Here is a 16,437-nt window from a genome sequence, read left to right on the forward strand (position 1 = left end):
TTTGAATCGGTTTAATTTTGTTTAAAATGTTTTAATTCTGTTCAAAGTCGTTTAAACAATCTTAAACTTTTAAACTTTTCACTCTTTTTTAAGCAAATATCGGATAACGGTTTCTGCAGCGTAAAGACCAAATAATCCTGGCATATAGCTGTTAGTTCCGTAGAAAGATTTTTTAAAATTGGAGCCATCGGTCATACGCAGACTGCATTCATCCTGAATTTCAGAAGAAAAAACTACTTTCACTTTATTGATTTTCTCTTTTTTCAAACGCTTTCTGATCGTTTTAGCCAAATGACAATTTATAGTTTTTGAAATATCAGTTACTTTCACTTTAGAAGCTTCCATTTTTCCTCCAGCTCCCATACTGCTTATGATTCGGACTTTTTTTCTTCTGGCCGAAATAATCAGATTCAATTTTGGTGTTACGCTGTCGATGCAGTCTAAAACATAATCATATTCATTAGATACAATTTCATAAGCACGTTCTGGCGAAAGAAATTCTTTTACTCTAATCAAATTCAATTCAGGATTAATGTCCATCAATCGGTCTCCCACAACGTCAGCTTTTGGCTGTCCAACAGTAGAATGCAAAGCTGGCAATTGCCTGTTTATATTGGTAATATCCACAACATCACCATCGACAATAGTCATCGTTCCCACTCCCGCTCTTGCCAAAAACTCGGCAGCAAAGGACCCCACTCCGCCTAGTCCTACGACCATTACGTGAGCCTTTTGCAGATTCTGTAATCCTTCTTTTTTAAATAATAATTCGGCTCTTTCTGTCCACTCTGCCATATTAAATATATTTTAGTTTGTAACTCCTTTGTCTAAGGGTTTAAAAGTTTAAAATTGTTTAAAGCTGTTTTTTAAAAACTGCTGCAAAATTACTGTTTATTTGCTGTTTAAGTTCGTATATACTCCACTTTTTATATTTGGAAGCCAAATCATATACAGCTTCGATTCCATCTTCAACTGTATCGGTTTCTAGAAAAAATTGATCATTGGGAATATTTAGAAAAACAGTTTCAAGTTCAGGATTGAGTAATAAATATTTCCCAAACGAAATATAAAATCCGTTATCAATCAATTCCTTAGCGACTTGTTTGTTCTTCGAAAAACCGTGAATAAGCATTGGAACGGTAATTTTCATTTTTTTCTTTATCGCAATTACCTCTTGAAAAGCGGCCACACAATGTATCACAACCGGCTTATTGTATTTTTGTGCCAAAAGCAATTGTTTTTCAAAAACCATTTGCTGTAACTCCAGCGGCATTCCAATACGTTTGTCTAGTCCGCATTCGCCAAGAGCGAGACAATTCGTTTCCTGCAGTTTGCTTTCAATAATCTTCAGATCAAGTTTCAGCCTTTCTTCATTAATATACCACGGATGAATCCCAATGGAATAATATGGAATTGAAGCATCAAACTCTTGTGGGTATTGATTTACCAATTCTAAAACTGTTTCCCGATTCGTGAATTTGTGAGTATGTAAATTAAAAAACTTCATTAATCATGAAATTTCTTTACACCCGCTTTTATTTCGACAGCCAAATCGTTTTCCAAAGGCACTTTTGGACATGAATATTTGTGACTGTAAGCACAATAAGGATTGTATGATAAATTAAAATCAATCGCAATCGTATTTCCGGAAGGAATTTTCAAATCAATGTATTTCCCCCCAATGTAACTCTCCTTCCCCGAGGTTAAATCCGAGAAAGGCAAAAACAAATAATCCTTGTATTCCTCTTTTTTGGATAGTTCAATATTGCGGTAAATATTCAGTTTTAATTCTTTTCCTTCCAGCTGAAAATGAGCTTCTCCGTATTTTACATACAGCGGTTTTTTTGGACCAGAAGTTGGCATCACAAACGGTCTTTCGTCCTCGGTTCTAATGAATTGAGCCACCACAAAAGCCTTTTCATTGATTGGATAAAAGTCCAACGTCTTGAAATGTGCTAAATCTTCCGGCAAAAGCGGACTTGTTTTTGCATCAGCATATTCGGCATTAATTTCTTTTTGAAATTTTTCGACAACAGCAAAATCAAATTTTTCTTGGCCAAACCCAAAATTGAATCGTGTCAGCAAAACCAAAGTCAATACAACTTTCATATAATTTAAATTTTATGCAAAAATAGTTTAAAGTTAGAAAGGTACAAAGTCATAACTTCTTAAAAATAGTACAACGCATCAACATATTACCCCAAAGAATGCAAATAATTTAGCTAAGTACGCTAAGCTTTACGGACATTGCGCTTCCTTTGCACCCTTTGCGGTTAAATATATAAGTTTTACCTTTGAAAAAACTCAACATTTTAAGATGCTCAAAACTGCCCTCGGCCGCTACGTTAATAATTTCAAAGGCTTCACTCGCGAAGTTTGGATACTTGCCCTGATCACTTTTATCAACAGAGCGGGAACAATGGTTCTGCCATTTTTATCCAAATATTTAAAAGAAGATCTGAATTTCAGCTACGGCGAAGTGGGATGGATTATGGTTGCTTTTGGTTTGGGTTCCATGTTGGGTTCTTGGATTGGAGGTAAACTGAGCGACAAAATCGGGTTTTATAAAATCATGATTTTCAGCCTTTTTACAAGTGGAATCCTGTTCATTCTACTGCAGTATATTACCAGCTTTTGGGGGTTATGCTTTGGAATGTTTTTCATTATGGCCATTTCCGATATGTTTCGTCCTGCCATGTTTGTATCGCTGAGCGTATACGCCAAACCCGAAAACCGAGTTCGTGCACTGTCTTTAGTTCGCTTAGCGGTTAATCTCGGATTCACAGCCGGTCCGGCATTGGGCGGACTGATTATTATTGGAATGGGATATTCAGGTTTGTTTTGGGTCGACGGAAGCACCTGCATCATCGCAATTCTGATATTTGCTTTGTGTATTAAAGAAAAAAAGAAAACACCTGCAATTATCAATGATACAGCAGTTGAAATTGTCCCAAAATCAATTTTTAAAGACAAACCTTTTTGGCTGTTGCTCTTTATCAGTTTTGTAACCTTTATGGTTTTTCTACAAATATTTTCGACTTTGCCTTTATATCACAACGAAAAATTCGGACTCAGCGAATTCCAAACCGGAATGCTTCTTTCGATCAACGGGTTGTTAGTTTTCCTTTTAGAAATGCCAATCGTAAGCACTTTAGAAAGAAGAAAAACGAACAAAATAAAAAGCATTGCCATTGGATCATTGTTCATTACGCTTGGATATTACATTTTGCTATTCGATTCTTGGGTTGGAATTTTGGTCATCAGCATCATACTGCTCACTTTTGGAGAAATTTTCTCGTTCCCTTTTGTCAATGCCGTTGCTCTCAACCGCGCGCCAAAAGGACAGGAAGGACAATACATGGGCTTCTACACCATGAGTTTCAGTCTGGCGCATATTGTCAGTTCCAAAACAGGTCTGGAAATCATTGCACATTATAACTATCAAATCAATTGGCTTGTCATGGGAACTTTGGGTGCACTATCTTTCCTTTGCTGTTTTTGGCTAAACAAAATAATTCACAAAGAGTCAAAATAATACCTAGATTATAATTGGGGCGTGCCATCATTATGGAAAGGGGCCAAATATGCTAAACCGCTTATTCGGCCCCTTTCCATAATGCTGTCGTGCTATCCGCGCTACTTCGGTAGCTTGCTTCTATCACTCACGCAAAAAATCACAACAGTCGTATTTCAAAGGACATTTTTGGATACAAATCCTAACAGGTTTTGAAAACCTGTTAGGATAACCAACATAAACCTCAACAAAACCAATACGAAACTAAAATTTCAGTTAAATAACTATATTTATAGTTTGTTAACTAAAAATATAGTTGTAAGTTTGTTTCAAATAAAATCATCATGCAAAAACTAACAAATAAAGAAGAAGAGATCATGCACATTTTATGGAAGCTCAAAAAAGCATTCGTAAAAGAAGTCATGACAGAAATCACCGAAGAACAGCCACATTATAATACGCTGTCCACCATTATTCGGAATCTGGAAGAAAAAGGATATGTAAATCACAATGCCTTTGGAAACACACATCAATATTTCCCAATTGTAAGTATTGAGGATTACAGAAAAGGATTTATGAGTACGGCAATCGATAATTATTTCAACAGTTCCTATAAAAACATGGTTACCTTTTTTGCCAAAGAAGAGAAAATTTCTGCAGCCGAACTACGTGAAATCCTTTCTATGATCGAACAAAAACAATAAAAATATGGAAACACTATTCATATATATAGCAAAATCGAGCGGACTAATAGGAATGTTCTATATCGCTTATTATTTCCTATTGCAAAAAGAGACTTTTTTTACTGCAAATCGTTGGTTTCTTTTAGCAGGTTTGTTTACATCCGTAATTTTGCCATGGATAGTTTTTACCACAATTGTTTGGGTAGAACCAACGCCAACTGATTTTGACTGGTCAAAACTTCCGATGCGACCTGTCCAAAAGGAAAGTTTTGAAATCAACTGGTATCTCGTTCTCGCAATTACTTATATAATTGGAATAACGTTGCTTTTAGTACAGTTTGCAATGGACTTTTATAAACTTAATCGCGTTTTAAAAGGAAAGACCACCCATCAACAGGAAGACCATAAATTCATTGACCTAAAAGAAAACATTGCTCCATTTTCTTATTTCAATACCATCGTTTACAACTCATCACTCTACAGCGAAGCCGAAATGGAAAGCATTCTTGAACACGAAAAAGTACACAGCGAACAACACCACACGATAGACGTCTTAATCACGCGTTTCTTTTGTATCCTTTTTTGGTTCAACCCTTTTATGTGGCTGTACAAAAAAGCCATTCTGCAAAACTTGGAATTCATCGCCGACAGTGAAGCAGCCAAAAACATATCAGACAAAAAAGCGTATCAATTGACGCTTTTAAAAATTACAACACATGAAAATTGTGTTGTGCTTACCAATCATTTTTATCAATCATTAATCAAAAAACGAATCGTTATGTTAAACAAAAATCAATCAAAAAAATGGAATTCCTGGAAGTATGCCTTAGTAATTCCAGCTTTAGTTGCCTTTGTGTTTTTATTCCAAATGGAAGTTATTGCCAAGGAGAAAAATGTGAGCCCAAAAGTAGAACAATCAGCCTCCGATGATGTAGATGTCTATAAAATTACCAAGAATACTACAGAAGCCGAATTAAAAGAAAAAGCAGAGACAATTTCTAAAAATTATGGCATAACAGTTCATTTTTCAGCTACAAAAAGAAACTCAAACAATGAACTGACAGCTATAACTGTCGAATTAAAAAAAGGAAAGGAGATTTCCAATAACAGAAATGTAAACAGTTCTGATGCCATAAAACCTTTTGGAATAGTTATTTCTAAAGATTCAAAAGGAATGCTAACAATCGATTTTGTTGAAGACGATAAAACAATTGAAAAATTAGCCATAAACAGTAAAGTTGTTGCACCTAATGAACCAATTCCAGCTAACGCTCAAATTTATATTAATGAAGTAAAAGCCGAAAAAGCCGAAATGGACAAATTAGATCCAAAAGAAATTACTTCTGTTAACGTCACCAAAAACGATGAAAAAAAAGAAATCCGAATAATTACAAAAAATTATGCCAAAATATCTAATGATACCATTTACATCAATGGCAAAAAAGTCACTCAAAATGAATTAGATCAATTAGAACAAGGATCAATTGATAGAATAGATGTCACTAATAATTTTGGAAAAAAAGCAATTCGGATTACAACAAAAAACGGAACGTATTATCAAGACAAAAATATGCCAGTTCCTCCTGTCCCTCCTACTCATCCAGTTATGAAATTTAAAGCACCTACAGCTCCTGTGTTCCCAAAAGCGCCAAAGGCGCCAAAAGGAGACCCGGTACATGGAGACCAAAAGGCTTGGAAAGAGTTTGATAAGAAAATGGAAGAATTTGATGCTAAAATGAAAAAACTAGAACCTCAAATGGAAGCTTTCGACAAACAAATGGCTGAATTTGATAAGCAAATGGAACCATTCAATAAAGAAATGGAAGCTTTTGATGAAAAAATGAAAGTTTTTGACAAACAAATGAACGAATACATTTCCAAAAGAGAGAAAGAGAAAAAATAACAGTATTTTCCAAAATATAAAACAACAAAAGACGGTCACTCATCAAAACCGTCTTTTTTATATCTTTGAAAAAAAATATTTAACTATGTTTAAAATTCTAGCCCAAATCAACAAACTCATTTTACCAAGCTTCACCAAGCAAAGACTGGACATATCCAAAGCTAAGAAATGGCAAATGGCTATTATTGGATATCGTTATTATGTAACCACGAGAGCTCTTCGCTGAAGATTCCTGAATAGTTCAAAATCGTTTAAAATGGTTTATGAGAATTTAATATTGTTTAAACACTCCTGCTAAAACAACATCAAACAAAAGTTAAACAATATTAAACCAGAAGCTTTAATATGTCATAGCCGCAAAAATATCGTTTCCGGCTATCTTTTCTCTTCCGTTCAAGAAAGTGAGTTCCATCAGGAAATTGCACTGGACAATAATACCACCCAGCTGTTCAACTAATTCGCAAACTGCTTTTGCAGTTCCGCCAGTAGCCAAAACATCATCATGAATAAGAACTCTGTCTCCCTTTTGAATAGCATCAGCGTGAATTTCCAGCGTATCTGAACCATATTCTAAATCATAAGAAGCCGAAATAGTATCAAAAGGCAGTTTATTAGGTTTTCGAACAGGAATAAACCCGACATTCAGTTCCTGTGCCAAAAGCATCCCAAAGAAAAAACCACGGCTTTCTACCCCAATTACCTTATCAATTTTTTTATCTTTTACCGATAAAACCAATATTTCTAAGCATTCTTTCCTTGCTTTTGCATCAATTAGCAATGGAGTGATGTCTTTAAATACAATTCCTTCCTTTGGAAAGTCCTGAATATCACGTATGTATTTTTTTAAACTCATTTTTTTTAATTTTTATACAGAATCATACTTGCAAGTTACACATTTATTCCTATATTTGCACCCGCAAACAAGTTCAATGTACAGCATTGAAAACAATGAATAAGTTAGCAAAATGGCCTTGTGGCGCAACTGAATAGCGCACTTGATTACGGCTCAAGAGGTTACTGGTTTGAATCCAGTCAAGGTCACTCTTAAAAAACGTTAAATCGAATGATTTAACGTTTTTTTTATGCCTTTATCGTATATTTTTATAAGTTTTTACTGGATCAGTAGCAAAAGTTGGGGATTATGCAAAAAGATTGGATAATCTGAATAAGAAGAAATCTATATTTCTCACTCCTCTAAACTGACTTCTAAAAGCTTTTATTTTTGCATTGAAAGATTCGGCAGAAGCATTTGTGCTTCTATTGTCAAAATAGTTTAAAATTGACTGGTAGTTAAAAGTTATAGTATTGAGCAGAATATTAAAGTTTTTAAAGCCTGATTCCTCTACATTTCTATACCAATGCGCCAGTTTGGTCATGGCAATGTGTTTGTCATTGTTGTTATTGTAAATCCCTCGAAGTTGTTGATTTAGATTATATGCTGTCTTTATATCGGGGTATAATTCAAATAACATTTGAGCCCTTTCTTTTTGATTTTCAGTCCATTTTTCGCGAGATTTATAGAGTAGATACCTGCTTCTGGCCAAAAGTTGTTTTAGAGAATCTCCATTAGGCAAGAGCTCTGGGATATATGTTTTATTCTCTCTTTTTGCCTGCAATATCAATTGATTCTCAAAATCCATAGCTTCCCATCGATGCTTGATTCTAATCTCTTGTAAAGCTTCCAATGCTAATTTTTGAACATGAAACCTATCGGTCACTTGTATTGCTTTTGGAAAGCATCTCTTAGAGATTAGTTTCATGGAATTAGCCATGTCAAGTGTTATCTCTTTGACACAGCTCCTCTTCTTATAATCAATCTTACTGATGTGTTCTATAACCTGATCAGCCTTGGTTCCAGCAACAATAGCAACTAATGAACCTTTTTTGCCTTTGAATTTCTTGTTGGTTACAATAGTATAAAGTTCACCCTGAGATAAAGCTACTTCGTCAATTGATAAATGAGTACCTATATTTTCAGGATAAACAATCCATTGATGTGCATGTTCTCGTGGATCCCAAGTATTAAAGGAACTCAAGTGCTTTTTGTATTGTCTTTGGAGCTTCTTTCCGTTCACTCCGAAAAAACCTCCAATGGTATGACAATCGGTAGCGCTGTTATCTATTAATTTCTTTTAAAAAAGCCGCAAACTCTTGAGTCATGCGGGTTCCTTTGGCAACTAAATTCCAATCTCTTTTAATAATTTCTCCTGTGGTTTTATTAGTCCAGCGACGTCTTTTGATATGCAAATACACAAACTTACCTCTTAGAGGAAAATCCTGAATAGTGATCTCATCCAAAAAGCCCTTTGATACCAGTTCAAATGTATTAAACTCTTGTGGAGGCTTAATTTTTTCCTCAAAATACAAGTGTAATATTTCTTCTGTATTAGTAGTAGAAACCACTTCAAAGTGGTCTACTAAAAAATCAGGCAGCATCAATTTTAAAAGGTCAATAGGAGTCATCTCAAATTATAAGATTACAAAGTTCTTATTTTATTTTAACATTTCCTCCCCAGGTTTTGTTCTTGATCCTTTTTACTTATAAATATTAACGGTTTGGAAATCCTGTTGAGGTGACTACTCAGGATTCAAACCGCACTTAACTCACTGACAAAGAGCTAATAATTTATTTCACTACCTTTATCTTAACAATAAATAGTAAATTATGAAATATGGCGAAGAAGATTACAAAGGGAAAATTTCACCAAAAAAGACACAAAAAATGCTTAAAGAGGAAGGATTAAATGTAACATTTTAGCAAACAGAAGAAATATTATACTTTCTTCGGAAGCTGGCTAATATCCAAGTAATAAGTTATTTATATAAAAATGACAAGAAGAAATAATAGGACTACTAACGCTGTAATGCTCCACGAAAGGATTAAAATCTTCTTTCTTTTAAGACCCTGATTTTCCTTTGCTATACTACTTGCAATTCTAGCTTTTAAATCAGACTTATCTTTTTTCGATAAAATCTTAAAATTTGGCTTCAAAATAATTCTTTTTTTTATTTATTAGAGCAATCCTATTATCACTCTATTCGAATTAAAGCAACAAAAGCTAAAAGGACTCACGCCTCCTAAGACGTGAGCTCTATTCTAGACAATATCCCTTTGATTTTATTGTTTTAAAATTGTCTCATGGCCGCCATGTGATGGACAACTTAAGAATCAATCTTTCAGCAACGGATAATCTGTATATCCCTGTTCACCTCCACCGTACATTGTTGCATAGTCAAGGGGATTAAATTCTGAATCCAATTCAAATCTTCTTGGAAGATCAGGATTAGCCAGAAACAAAGAGCCGTAAGCAATTATTTTAGCAATCCCTTTTTCAAGTTCTGCTTCCCCGGTTTCCTTATTGAACCCTGCATTTGCAATTACCAGATGTTTGCTTATACTGCCAAAAGTTTCCACTGCGTTTTTAGGATAATTTGGATGATTATCCAGAGGCAGCATCCCATTCATAAGATGAACATATGAAAGCGGTAATGCATTCAAAGCTTCTATTAATGGTTTGAATTGTGACTCAGGATCACTGTTCTCAATATTATTATAATAGACCGTTGGCGATAGCTTTACGCCAACTTTGTCGTTTCCGATAGCAGTAACTAATTCATGCATTACTTCAAGCACGAAGCGATTCCTGTTCTCTACGCTTCCGCCATATTCATCAGTTCTAAGGTTTGCACTTTCAGATAAAAACTGGTTAGGCAGATAACCAAATGCGGCATGAAGTTCGACACCATCAAAACCGGCTTCGATTGCTTTTTTGGCGGCCTGACCGTAATCTTTCACGATCTGCTTGATCTCTAATATAGTCAACTCCTGAGGAGTTTCATACTCTTTCATTCCCTGAGATGTGAAATGCTGCTGTCCTTTTATTCCTATGGCCGACGGCGCAACAGGAAGTTTCCCGTTTCTATCCACTGAGTGTCCTACACGACCGGTATGCCAAAGCTGCGCGTAGATCACTCCTCCATTTTCATGAACTGAATTTGTCACTTTCTTCCATGCATCAATCTGCTCCTGGCTATACAAACCAGGTGTCAATGGACTGCCAACTGCCTGCTCTGAAATATTTATAGCTTCTGTAAGAATAAGCCCTGCACTTGATCGTTGCGTGTAGTAGGCTACAGTCAGTTCTGATACTACACCAGCCATGTTAGCACGGCTACGGGTCATAGGCGCCATCGCCATTGCATTGTTTAATGTGTGCTTTCCTAATGTTACTTTTTCTAATAATTTCATGATATATTGTTATTTAATTATCTTGTAGTTGTATGTAAGTTGTCTTTAATGGAACCTCTCTTAGATCAGTTTTCGATCACGGCAATACTGTCCGATACTTTCTTCAACAGTTGGCAATTCTCCAAAAAGTTCTTTTTGCCTTTGTGGATTTGTACTGATATACACACCAGTATCGATCCACTTAATCATTTGACGCATATCATGAATGTTTTCGCTAAATTTTGCGATGACCGGCAGGATAAATTTCAGTGCAAATGGCGGAATAACGGCCTTGGCCTGGATGTCCTTTTTAAGGATACTTGTAAATGCTGCCAATAATATCTTCTCGTTTACCGGCCTATCCCAGCCTACATCAATGGATGTATTCAGCTCTTTATCAGGTAAAGTAACGGCTGCCATGGCAGTATATTTGGCTAGCTGCGGGGTATAGATAATCCCGTAAGTCCCTGTCAGGAAGGTCGGCAGTATTCCTTTGGTAATCTTATCGATTATAAAATCGGGTGTCTGATCCAGGAAAGCCCCCGGTCTTAAGGCAATAAAAGGCTGCTTTTTTTCTGCCAAGTATTTCTCTATCTGATATTTATTGTAAAAATGAGGTACTGATTTGGCCTTATCAGATTCAAGAATGGAAATCAATACAAAACGTGGAATTCCTGCTTCTTTGGTAGCATCCACCAGATTTCGGTAACCGATTGTATCTGTTTTAGAACTGTCTCCTTTTTTTCTGCGTGTATATCCTGCCGCACTGGCCACTATGGCATCAAAACCATGCTTAGGGGAAAGAGCCTGCCTTAGAGAAGGTGCATCCATCATATCTCCGATTACAAAATTTTTGACACCCATTTTGATAAGTGCACTTCTATCGCTGCTTGCTCTGACCATCGCAGTTACTTCTGCACCTTGGATAAGCAATTCTTTTACGATCTGACTTCCCAGCATTCCTGTTGCTCCTGCAACAATGACTTTTTTACTCTTCATTTTTTTTATTTGTTTTAAATTATTTTTACCGCTTTTTAGTGTTTTTTATTCTACAGCGAGAACAACCTTGCCGTTTACTCCGCCGGCCGTCAGGAAATCCTGGGCTATGGCCGCTTCTTCAAGCTTAAATACTTTGGAAACAACTGTTTGTAATTTTCCAGCTTCTATCATTTCAATTCCGTTCTGCAGGGTCTTAGCCGATATATCTGAAGCTACAAAATAGGCATTCACATTGTATAGCTCTGCCAGTGCCTGTGAGGGCGGTGTGGCGATACTCAATAGTTTGCCGCCAGGCTTTAAAATCTGAAAAAGCTTCCCTTGAGCCTCCCCGCCAGCAGTATCTGCCACAAGGTCAATATCCCGAGCAATATTGGTCAGGTCCTGTAACTTATAATCAATCACTAAATCAGCACCAAGTTTTTCTGCCAAAGCCACGCCATCACCAGATGCAGTTGCAATAACGTATGCGCCTGCGGCTTTTGCCATTTGCACCATAATACCGCCAACAGCGCCGGCGCCTCCCTGGATTAAAACTTTTTGGCCTTTTTCTAGTTTCCCCTCTGTGAATAGCACCGATTGTGCAGTTCCTATAGTGACAACAATTGATGCTGCCTTCTCGAAGGACAGACCTTGGGGTTTTGGCAAAACAAGATTTTGGTTTACACTCACATATTGGGCATAAGCGTTTTTCCTTGTTAGGGCGATGACCTGGTCACCTACCTTAAATTTGGTTACACCTGCGCCAACGGCAGCAATTATTCCAGCGGCTTCACCGCCCGGTATAAAAGGCAGTTCTACAGGACGGGTCTCTTTCATAATTCCCATTCGTATTTTCATATCGATCGGATTTATGCCTGCTGCCTTAACTTTGATTAAGACTTCATTTTCACTCTGGATTGATGGAATTGGAACTTCAACCTGTTCTATTACATCTGAACTTCCATAAGTTCTGTATTGGATTGCTTTCATTATTTTAAAGTATAAATTGAATAATCAGTTTAGTATTGTTCATCCGGAGAATACAATGAGTTGCAGTTAAAATGATTAAGGAGAATATTTTTTTCGATACAGCTAACAAAGTCCCTTCTGATTATGGAGGGCCATCACCCAGATTATTTTTTGATTTTAAGAAGCCTTTCTAAAAGGAGTAATAACTTTTTCATTTTTTCATGCTTAATTACATGGACAAATTTAAAAGCTATTTAATAGGTAAAATAACCGAAAAAGACACAAGAATAGTCCTATCCGACAAACAAGATTAAAAGTAGAGAAAAAAAATTATGCAGTATAAGAATACTTCTTGGGTGTAATACCATACTGCTTCTGAAATAGCCTGCTGAAGTGGCTAAGATTTGAAAATCCCAATTCATAGCCTACCTCAGAAACGGAGTGTTTGGCCTGCTTCAATAAAAAGGCGGCTTCTTCCATTCTTGCTTTCTGATAATAGTTATAAATGGTATCTCCAAATGTCTGCTTGAAGAGCTGTTTGAGTTTGGTTTCGCTCATCGAAGCAATAACAGCTAATTCACCCAAAACAGGCGGTGTGCTCAGGTCACTCAGAATTTCGTTCCGAATAACTAAAAGTTTTTCTGCATCATTACTATTTATATTTTTAAAAGTTGTATTCTCTCTCAGTGACAGCTTGCTAAAAAGCAGGTACATCAATTCCTGAACCTTAATTTGTACATAGAAATTATTCATGGAGTTGTTCATATCCACCGATACAATATTTTTAAGAAGCAATTGCATTTCTGTATCTAAACTTTCGAAAAAGAGAAATGAAGCGTTTTCCCCTGTGATGGTTTTAATTGTACTATTAGGGTTTTCAATGGAAAGAATCGAGCGCAGTCTATCGACAGCAACTGCAACTACAACATATTGGATACTAATGTTGGCAAGAAAACGGATTTCTGTCCTTAAGTCATTTGTAGATAAGAGTATGGAAGCATCATTTTTTTGAGAAAATGGTATATTCTCTTCATTCTCATATTTTAATTCAAGATCCTGTTTGGTATTATAAAAGAAAAAAGTGCGTACACTGCTGGTCTCTGGGGAAGGATTGCGTTTGATAATTAAATCTTCTTTCAATGTATAGCGATGTATCGTTAATTTAAAATCACTTCCAAAGCCAACTTTACGAACATAGCCTTCTCCCAATGAATTTGGGATTTCCATGAAATTATCTCTTACAGGAGCATTGATATGTCTTGCAAAAAATGTAATAAAGTCAAATCCAGGGGCTGTCGTAAATTCGAAGATCATTTCAGTAAAATATATTTAAATCACTAAATTACTTCAAAACTGCAATAAAAAGATTCATGGATCTGCTTTTTATACAATTAATTAAAAAAATACTTTTACTAACGGCACTGATAAAGCAGTTGGGAGAAAAGAATGCCATTGCCAATCTGCGAAAAATAATACTGCTAAGTAGTGCTTTTACCGAACAGATAGTATTTTGAATTGACAAGCTCATTAATCTTTAATGATTTTACCATTACTTAGGTGATGAAGATATTACCGATCTCTCTTACCCATTGATTTTGCAACCAAATCATAAGAATTTTTAACCATTAACTTTATTTCATCATCTGAGATATCCTCATTAAACTTAACACTGACCCAATGCTTATGGCTGAGATTGAATGGCTTGCTAATGGCACTATAGTTTTGCTTTAATTCTCCAATTTTCGAACTATCGCTTTTTATAGTGATACTATCAAATGAATCAATATCTAAAAGACAGAAAATTTTGTTTTTTACATAGAATACAAGAATGGATTTTGAATTTCTAAAAAATCCTGCAAAGGGCATTTTTTCGGATGTCTGTTCAAACGAAAGACAATAGTCACGAAATTGTTCAATATTCATTTTTAAACATTTTTCTTACTGCTGGGAGTGGTATCTTCCAAATCCTGCTTTTCCTTCATAGTTAGTGTAGCCACCACTAGGTCATAAGATTTTCTAACCAGATCTTTAATGAGCTTATCGGGAACTTTGCCATTAAACCCCAAACTTATCCAGTGCTTTTTATTCATATGGTAGCCAGGAGTAATCTCCTCATATTTTGCCTGCAGCTCCTGAGATTCCTGAGGATCACACTTTAAATTGCAAAAGTCAAAAACTTCTATATTAGCAAACGCAAACCATTTTTCAGCTACTGAAAAGACAAGTAAATCCTTGTCATATTCTGAATTTGAGTTTTTAAAAGTAAGTTTGTCATGGGCGCCTTTCAGAGATAGGCAATATTCCCTAAAGTCTTCAACATTCATATTAATTTACTATTTTAATTATATAACAGAATACTTGTGATCATTAACATAATTCCTAAGCTATTCTCTAGAAAGCTACAGATTTCATTTCAGATTGGTTTCTGAAATAAAATCTGTGCTATGATCACTATACAATTTCTTTCTCAGGATCAAATACAATATCCATCGGACGCATAAACGCCCAGTGAGAGTGTAGTATTTTCCAATTGTTTTCCGAAGTTAGTCGAAAAACCTCAGTCGAATTCCATTTGTTTATATCTGATCCTACGTGGGCAATAATGTTGCAGCAGAATACTGCTGTGTTATCAAAGATCTGAACACTTGGATCAACAATTGAGTAGTCCGTTGAATATATGACTCCTTTTATTGTGTCATAAAATGCCTTAATATTATTAAAACCATCCAATCTTGCAGTTTTTGACGGATCAAAGTACGAATAATTATCCTGATCATATAATTCTAAATATCCATAAGGGTCTCCTTTATACCATCTTGCTAAAGCTCCTTCAACAAGGCTCAATAGCAGGTTCGCAATCTCTTGCTGTTTATCTGCATCTAAATTACCTGTAATTTTCATATCTGTAAAATTTCTTTATTTATACAAAATTAATAATACAAAACAGTAATTTTACAATGCAAAACAGTGTAAAAATGTCACTTTCTAGCTATCTTGTTATTTTGTTTGTTTATTTCCCTCAATACTTAGATTCCATAAAATTCATTAATACTAGACCTTAATATGAGTAAGTCAATACATCTTTTCAAATTTTTTAAGGCTAAGTATGGAAAAGAATTGTTAATAGATATTGTCGCTATTGATGAAATGAGACGCTATATACATAAGCGGCCTGTTCATCAGCTTTCCTATTACGACCTCACACTAATAACAGATGGGGAAGAGCGAATATCATTAAATGGTAAAACATTACTTGTCAAGAAAGGTGATTTGATATGTTCAATTCCTGGAGATGTTTGGAAATGGCAAGAAAATAGTTCTTTGAAAGGATTTGCGATTGTATTTGATGAAGAATTTTTACTTTCCTTTTTCAATGACCATCTTTTTCTGGAAAAATTCACCTACTTAAGCCGGCATCGAAGTTCCCCATTCCTAAGACTCAATGATAATCTCTTTCAGGAAATTATAATGCTGCTCTTAAAGATAAGGGAAGAAATTGGAACTTACATTGAAAAGAATGACCATGTATTACGAGCGTTGATATATTTAGTGCTTGGTCTGCTGGAAAGGGCGCAAACAATTATTCTAGAAGATGAAATCCTAACAGCCACCTCAATAAACCGACATGCAGAAAGATTCGTAGAATTGGTAGAATCAAATTATAGAACCATACAGAACGTAAATTATTATGCTGAACGCCTATTTATCACCCCTAACTATTTAAATAAAGTGGTTAGGCAATCACTAGGAAGCAGTGCAAAGGCTTACATAATGAAAATAGTATTGCAGGAAGCTAAAAATTTAATCTCATATACTACAATGTCTGTGGAAGAAATCAGCCGCGAACTGAAATTCAATACTTCCTCTTATTTTATACGGATGTTCCAAAAAGAGACAGGCACTACCCCTAGAAAATACAGGGAGTTGGGCAAATAGCAGCCATATTCGTTGATAATTTTAAAATAGTCCGTCAGCTTGTTGTCAAATGACAGCACTTTTTATTTTCATGTGTAATATTTTAAAAACTGTTAGCGTTGCAAATTCACTTCATTAAATAAAATTGTATTCTCACTATGATTGATTGAAAAGTATCATTTCTCTCCGATTTTGTGATACATTTCAAAACTTCTCTCTTCCTAACTTTGCAACAGAAATCAACAGA

Annotated in this window: 18 protein-coding genes and 1 tRNA gene; 6 read left to right on the top strand and 13 right to left on the bottom strand. The window is 35.4% G+C overall.

Features of this window, described 5'->3' with window-relative positions:
• Positions 1-78: 78 nt before the first annotated feature.
• Genes CLU83_RS08880 through CLU83_RS08890 form a run of 3 tightly spaced genes read right to left on the bottom strand, consistent with a single transcriptional unit; the run spans position 79 to position 2,109 of the window.
• Positions 79-795 (bottom strand): ThiF family adenylyltransferase, encoded by a 717-nt coding sequence (locus tag CLU83_RS08880; RefSeq protein ID WP_100431271.1) that lies wholly within the window; start codon positions 793-795, stop codon positions 79-81.
• Positions 796-853: 58 nt separating this feature from the next.
• Positions 854-1,507 carry a TatD family hydrolase gene (locus CLU83_RS08885; RefSeq protein ID WP_100431272.1) on the bottom strand — a complete coding sequence of 218 codons (654 nt, stop codon included), beginning with the start codon at positions 1,505-1,507 and terminating at the stop codon, positions 854-856.
• The gene (locus CLU83_RS08890) at positions 1,507-2,109 is read right to left on the bottom strand and encodes a DUF1684 domain-containing protein (RefSeq protein WP_100431273.1); all 603 of its coding nucleotides are present in this window, start codon (positions 2,107-2,109) and stop codon (positions 1,507-1,509) included. The genes CLU83_RS08885 and CLU83_RS08890 overlap by 1 nt, the downstream gene beginning before the upstream one ends.
• A gap of 208 nt (positions 2,110-2,317) precedes the next feature.
• Between CLU83_RS08890 and CLU83_RS08895 the strand changes: the two genes are divergently transcribed.
• The 4 genes from CLU83_RS08895 to CLU83_RS22440 all read left to right on the top strand — a co-directional run bounded on the left by CLU83_RS08895 (position 2,318) and on the right by CLU83_RS22440 (position 6,326).
• The gene (locus CLU83_RS08895) at positions 2,318-3,535 is read left to right on the top strand and encodes an MFS transporter (protein WP_100431274.1); all 1,218 of its coding nucleotides are present in this window, start codon (positions 2,318-2,320) and stop codon (positions 3,533-3,535) included.
• A gap of 323 nt (positions 3,536-3,858) precedes the next feature.
• The gene (locus CLU83_RS08900) at positions 3,859-4,218 is read left to right on the top strand and encodes a BlaI/MecI/CopY family transcriptional regulator (protein WP_100431275.1); all 360 of its coding nucleotides are present in this window, start codon (positions 3,859-3,861) and stop codon (positions 4,216-4,218) included.
• A gap of 4 nt (positions 4,219-4,222) precedes the next feature.
• Positions 4,223-6,100 (top strand): M56 family metallopeptidase, encoded by a 1,878-nt coding sequence (locus CLU83_RS08905; RefSeq protein ID WP_100431276.1) that lies wholly within the window; start codon positions 4,223-4,225, stop codon positions 6,098-6,100.
• 85 nt (positions 6,101-6,185) lie between these two features.
• Complete coding sequence (locus CLU83_RS22440) at positions 6,186-6,326, top strand: SsrA-binding protein (protein ID WP_100431277.1); 141 nt, start codon at positions 6,186-6,188, stop codon at positions 6,324-6,326.
• Positions 6,327-6,440: 114 nt separating this feature from the next.
• Here CLU83_RS22440 and CLU83_RS08915 read toward each other — a convergent pair whose 3' ends face one another.
• Positions 6,441-6,953 (bottom strand): adenine phosphoribosyltransferase, encoded by a 513-nt coding sequence (locus tag CLU83_RS08915; RefSeq protein ID WP_100431278.1) that lies wholly within the window; start codon positions 6,951-6,953, stop codon positions 6,441-6,443.
• Positions 6,954-7,067: 114 nt separating this feature from the next.
• On the opposite strand from CLU83_RS08915, the gene CLU83_RS08920 reads away from it, so the two are divergent.
• Positions 7,068-7,141 (top strand) — tRNA-Arg (locus CLU83_RS08920).
• Between the two features lie 98 nt (positions 7,142-7,239).
• Here the strand turns inward: CLU83_RS08920 and CLU83_RS08925 are convergent.
• The 9 genes from CLU83_RS08925 to CLU83_RS08965 all read right to left on the bottom strand — a co-directional run bounded on the left by CLU83_RS08925 (position 7,240) and on the right by CLU83_RS08965 (position 15,176).
• A complete protein-coding gene (locus CLU83_RS08925) occupies positions 7,240-8,193 on the bottom strand; it encodes a transposase (RefSeq protein ID WP_198512334.1) in 954 nt (317 codons plus the stop codon).
• Between the two features lie 22 nt (positions 8,194-8,215).
• On the bottom strand, positions 8,216-8,563 hold the full coding sequence (locus CLU83_RS08930) for a transposase (protein ID WP_100429739.1): 348 nt from the start codon (positions 8,561-8,563) through the stop codon (positions 8,216-8,218).
• Between the two features lie 706 nt (positions 8,564-9,269).
• Positions 9,270-10,349: an alkene reductase gene (locus tag CLU83_RS08935; RefSeq protein WP_100431279.1), complete on the bottom strand. Its 1,080-nt coding sequence runs from the start codon at positions 10,347-10,349 to the stop codon at positions 9,270-9,272.
• 60 nt (positions 10,350-10,409) lie between these two features.
• Positions 10,410-11,327, bottom strand: coding sequence for an NAD(P)H-binding protein (locus CLU83_RS08940; protein ID WP_100431280.1), 918 nt, complete (start codon positions 11,325-11,327; stop codon positions 10,410-10,412).
• Between the two features lie 45 nt (positions 11,328-11,372).
• A complete protein-coding gene (locus CLU83_RS08945) occupies positions 11,373-12,296 on the bottom strand; it encodes an NADP-dependent oxidoreductase (RefSeq protein WP_100431281.1) in 924 nt (307 codons plus the stop codon).
• Between the two features lie 309 nt (positions 12,297-12,605).
• Positions 12,606-13,589: an AraC family transcriptional regulator gene (locus tag CLU83_RS08950; RefSeq protein WP_100431282.1), complete on the bottom strand. Its 984-nt coding sequence runs from the start codon at positions 13,587-13,589 to the stop codon at positions 12,606-12,608.
• 255 nt (positions 13,590-13,844) lie between these two features.
• A complete protein-coding gene (locus CLU83_RS08955; RefSeq protein WP_100431283.1) occupies positions 13,845-14,198 on the bottom strand; it encodes an MmcQ/YjbR family DNA-binding protein in 354 nt (117 codons plus the stop codon).
• A gap of 2 nt (positions 14,199-14,200) precedes the next feature.
• A complete protein-coding gene (locus CLU83_RS08960; protein WP_100431284.1) occupies positions 14,201-14,599 on the bottom strand; it encodes an MmcQ/YjbR family DNA-binding protein in 399 nt (132 codons plus the stop codon).
• 127 nt (positions 14,600-14,726) lie between these two features.
• Positions 14,727-15,176 carry a nuclear transport factor 2 family protein gene (locus CLU83_RS08965; RefSeq protein WP_100431285.1) on the bottom strand — a complete coding sequence of 150 codons (450 nt, stop codon included), beginning with the start codon at positions 15,174-15,176 and terminating at the stop codon, positions 14,727-14,729.
• Positions 15,177-15,338: 162 nt separating this feature from the next.
• Between CLU83_RS08965 and CLU83_RS08970 the strand changes: the two genes are divergently transcribed.
• On the top strand, positions 15,339-16,211 hold the full coding sequence (locus tag CLU83_RS08970) for an AraC family transcriptional regulator (RefSeq protein WP_100431286.1): 873 nt from the start codon (positions 15,339-15,341) through the stop codon (positions 16,209-16,211).
• Positions 16,212-16,437 lie beyond the last annotated feature (226 nt).

The organism is Flavobacterium sp. 1 (assembly GCF_002797935.1).
GTDB lineage: Bacteria > Bacteroidota > Bacteroidia > Flavobacteriales > Flavobacteriaceae > Flavobacterium.

What these genes read in the sequence shown, in the direction of transcription:
- CLU83_RS08945 (WP_100431281.1), bottom strand. Translation starts at nt 12,296, where the DNA reads ATGAAAGCAATCCAATACAGAACTTATGGAAGTTCAGATGTAATAGAA.
- CLU83_RS08935 (WP_100431279.1), bottom strand. Translation starts at nt 10,349, where the DNA reads ATGAAATTATTAGAAAAAGTAACATTAGGAAAGCACACATTAAACAAT.
- CLU83_RS08940 (WP_100431280.1), bottom strand. Translation starts at nt 11,327, where the DNA reads ATGAAGAGTAAAAAAGTCATTGTTGCAGGAGCAACAGGAATGCTGGGA.
- CLU83_RS08880 (WP_100431271.1), bottom strand. Translation starts at nt 795, where the DNA reads ATGGCAGAGTGGACAGAAAGAGCCGAATTATTATTTAAAAAAGAAGGA.
- CLU83_RS08895 (WP_100431274.1), top strand. Translation starts at nt 2,318, where the DNA reads ATGCTCAAAACTGCCCTCGGCCGCTACGTTAATAATTTCAAAGGCTTC.
- CLU83_RS08930 (WP_100429739.1), bottom strand. Translation starts at nt 8,563, where the DNA reads ATGACTCCTATTGACCTTTTAAAATTGATGCTGCCTGATTTTTTAGTA.
- CLU83_RS08885 (WP_100431272.1), bottom strand. Translation starts at nt 1,507, where the DNA reads ATGAAGTTTTTTAATTTACATACTCACAAATTCACGAATCGGGAAACA.
- CLU83_RS08950 (WP_100431282.1), bottom strand. Translation starts at nt 13,589, where the DNA reads ATGATCTTCGAATTTACGACAGCCCCTGGATTTGACTTTATTACATTT.
- CLU83_RS22440 (WP_100431277.1), top strand. Translation starts at nt 6,186, where the DNA reads ATGTTTAAAATTCTAGCCCAAATCAACAAACTCATTTTACCAAGCTTC.
- CLU83_RS08905 (WP_100431276.1), top strand. Translation starts at nt 4,223, where the DNA reads ATGGAAACACTATTCATATATATAGCAAAATCGAGCGGACTAATAGGA.
- CLU83_RS08965 (WP_100431285.1), bottom strand. Translation starts at nt 15,176, where the DNA reads ATGAAAATTACAGGTAATTTAGATGCAGATAAACAGCAAGAGATTGCG.
- CLU83_RS08970 (WP_100431286.1), top strand. Translation starts at nt 15,339, where the DNA reads ATGAGTAAGTCAATACATCTTTTCAAATTTTTTAAGGCTAAGTATGGA.
- CLU83_RS08955 (WP_100431283.1), bottom strand. Translation starts at nt 14,198, where the DNA reads ATGAATATTGAACAATTTCGTGACTATTGTCTTTCGTTTGAACAGACA.
- CLU83_RS08915 (WP_100431278.1), bottom strand. Translation starts at nt 6,953, where the DNA reads ATGAGTTTAAAAAAATACATACGTGATATTCAGGACTTTCCAAAGGAA.
- CLU83_RS08890 (WP_100431273.1), bottom strand. Translation starts at nt 2,109, where the DNA reads ATGAAAGTTGTATTGACTTTGGTTTTGCTGACACGATTCAATTTTGGG.
- CLU83_RS08900 (WP_100431275.1), top strand. Translation starts at nt 3,859, where the DNA reads ATGCAAAAACTAACAAATAAAGAAGAAGAGATCATGCACATTTTATGG.
- CLU83_RS08960 (WP_100431284.1), bottom strand. Translation starts at nt 14,599, where the DNA reads ATGAATGTTGAAGACTTTAGGGAATATTGCCTATCTCTGAAAGGCGCC.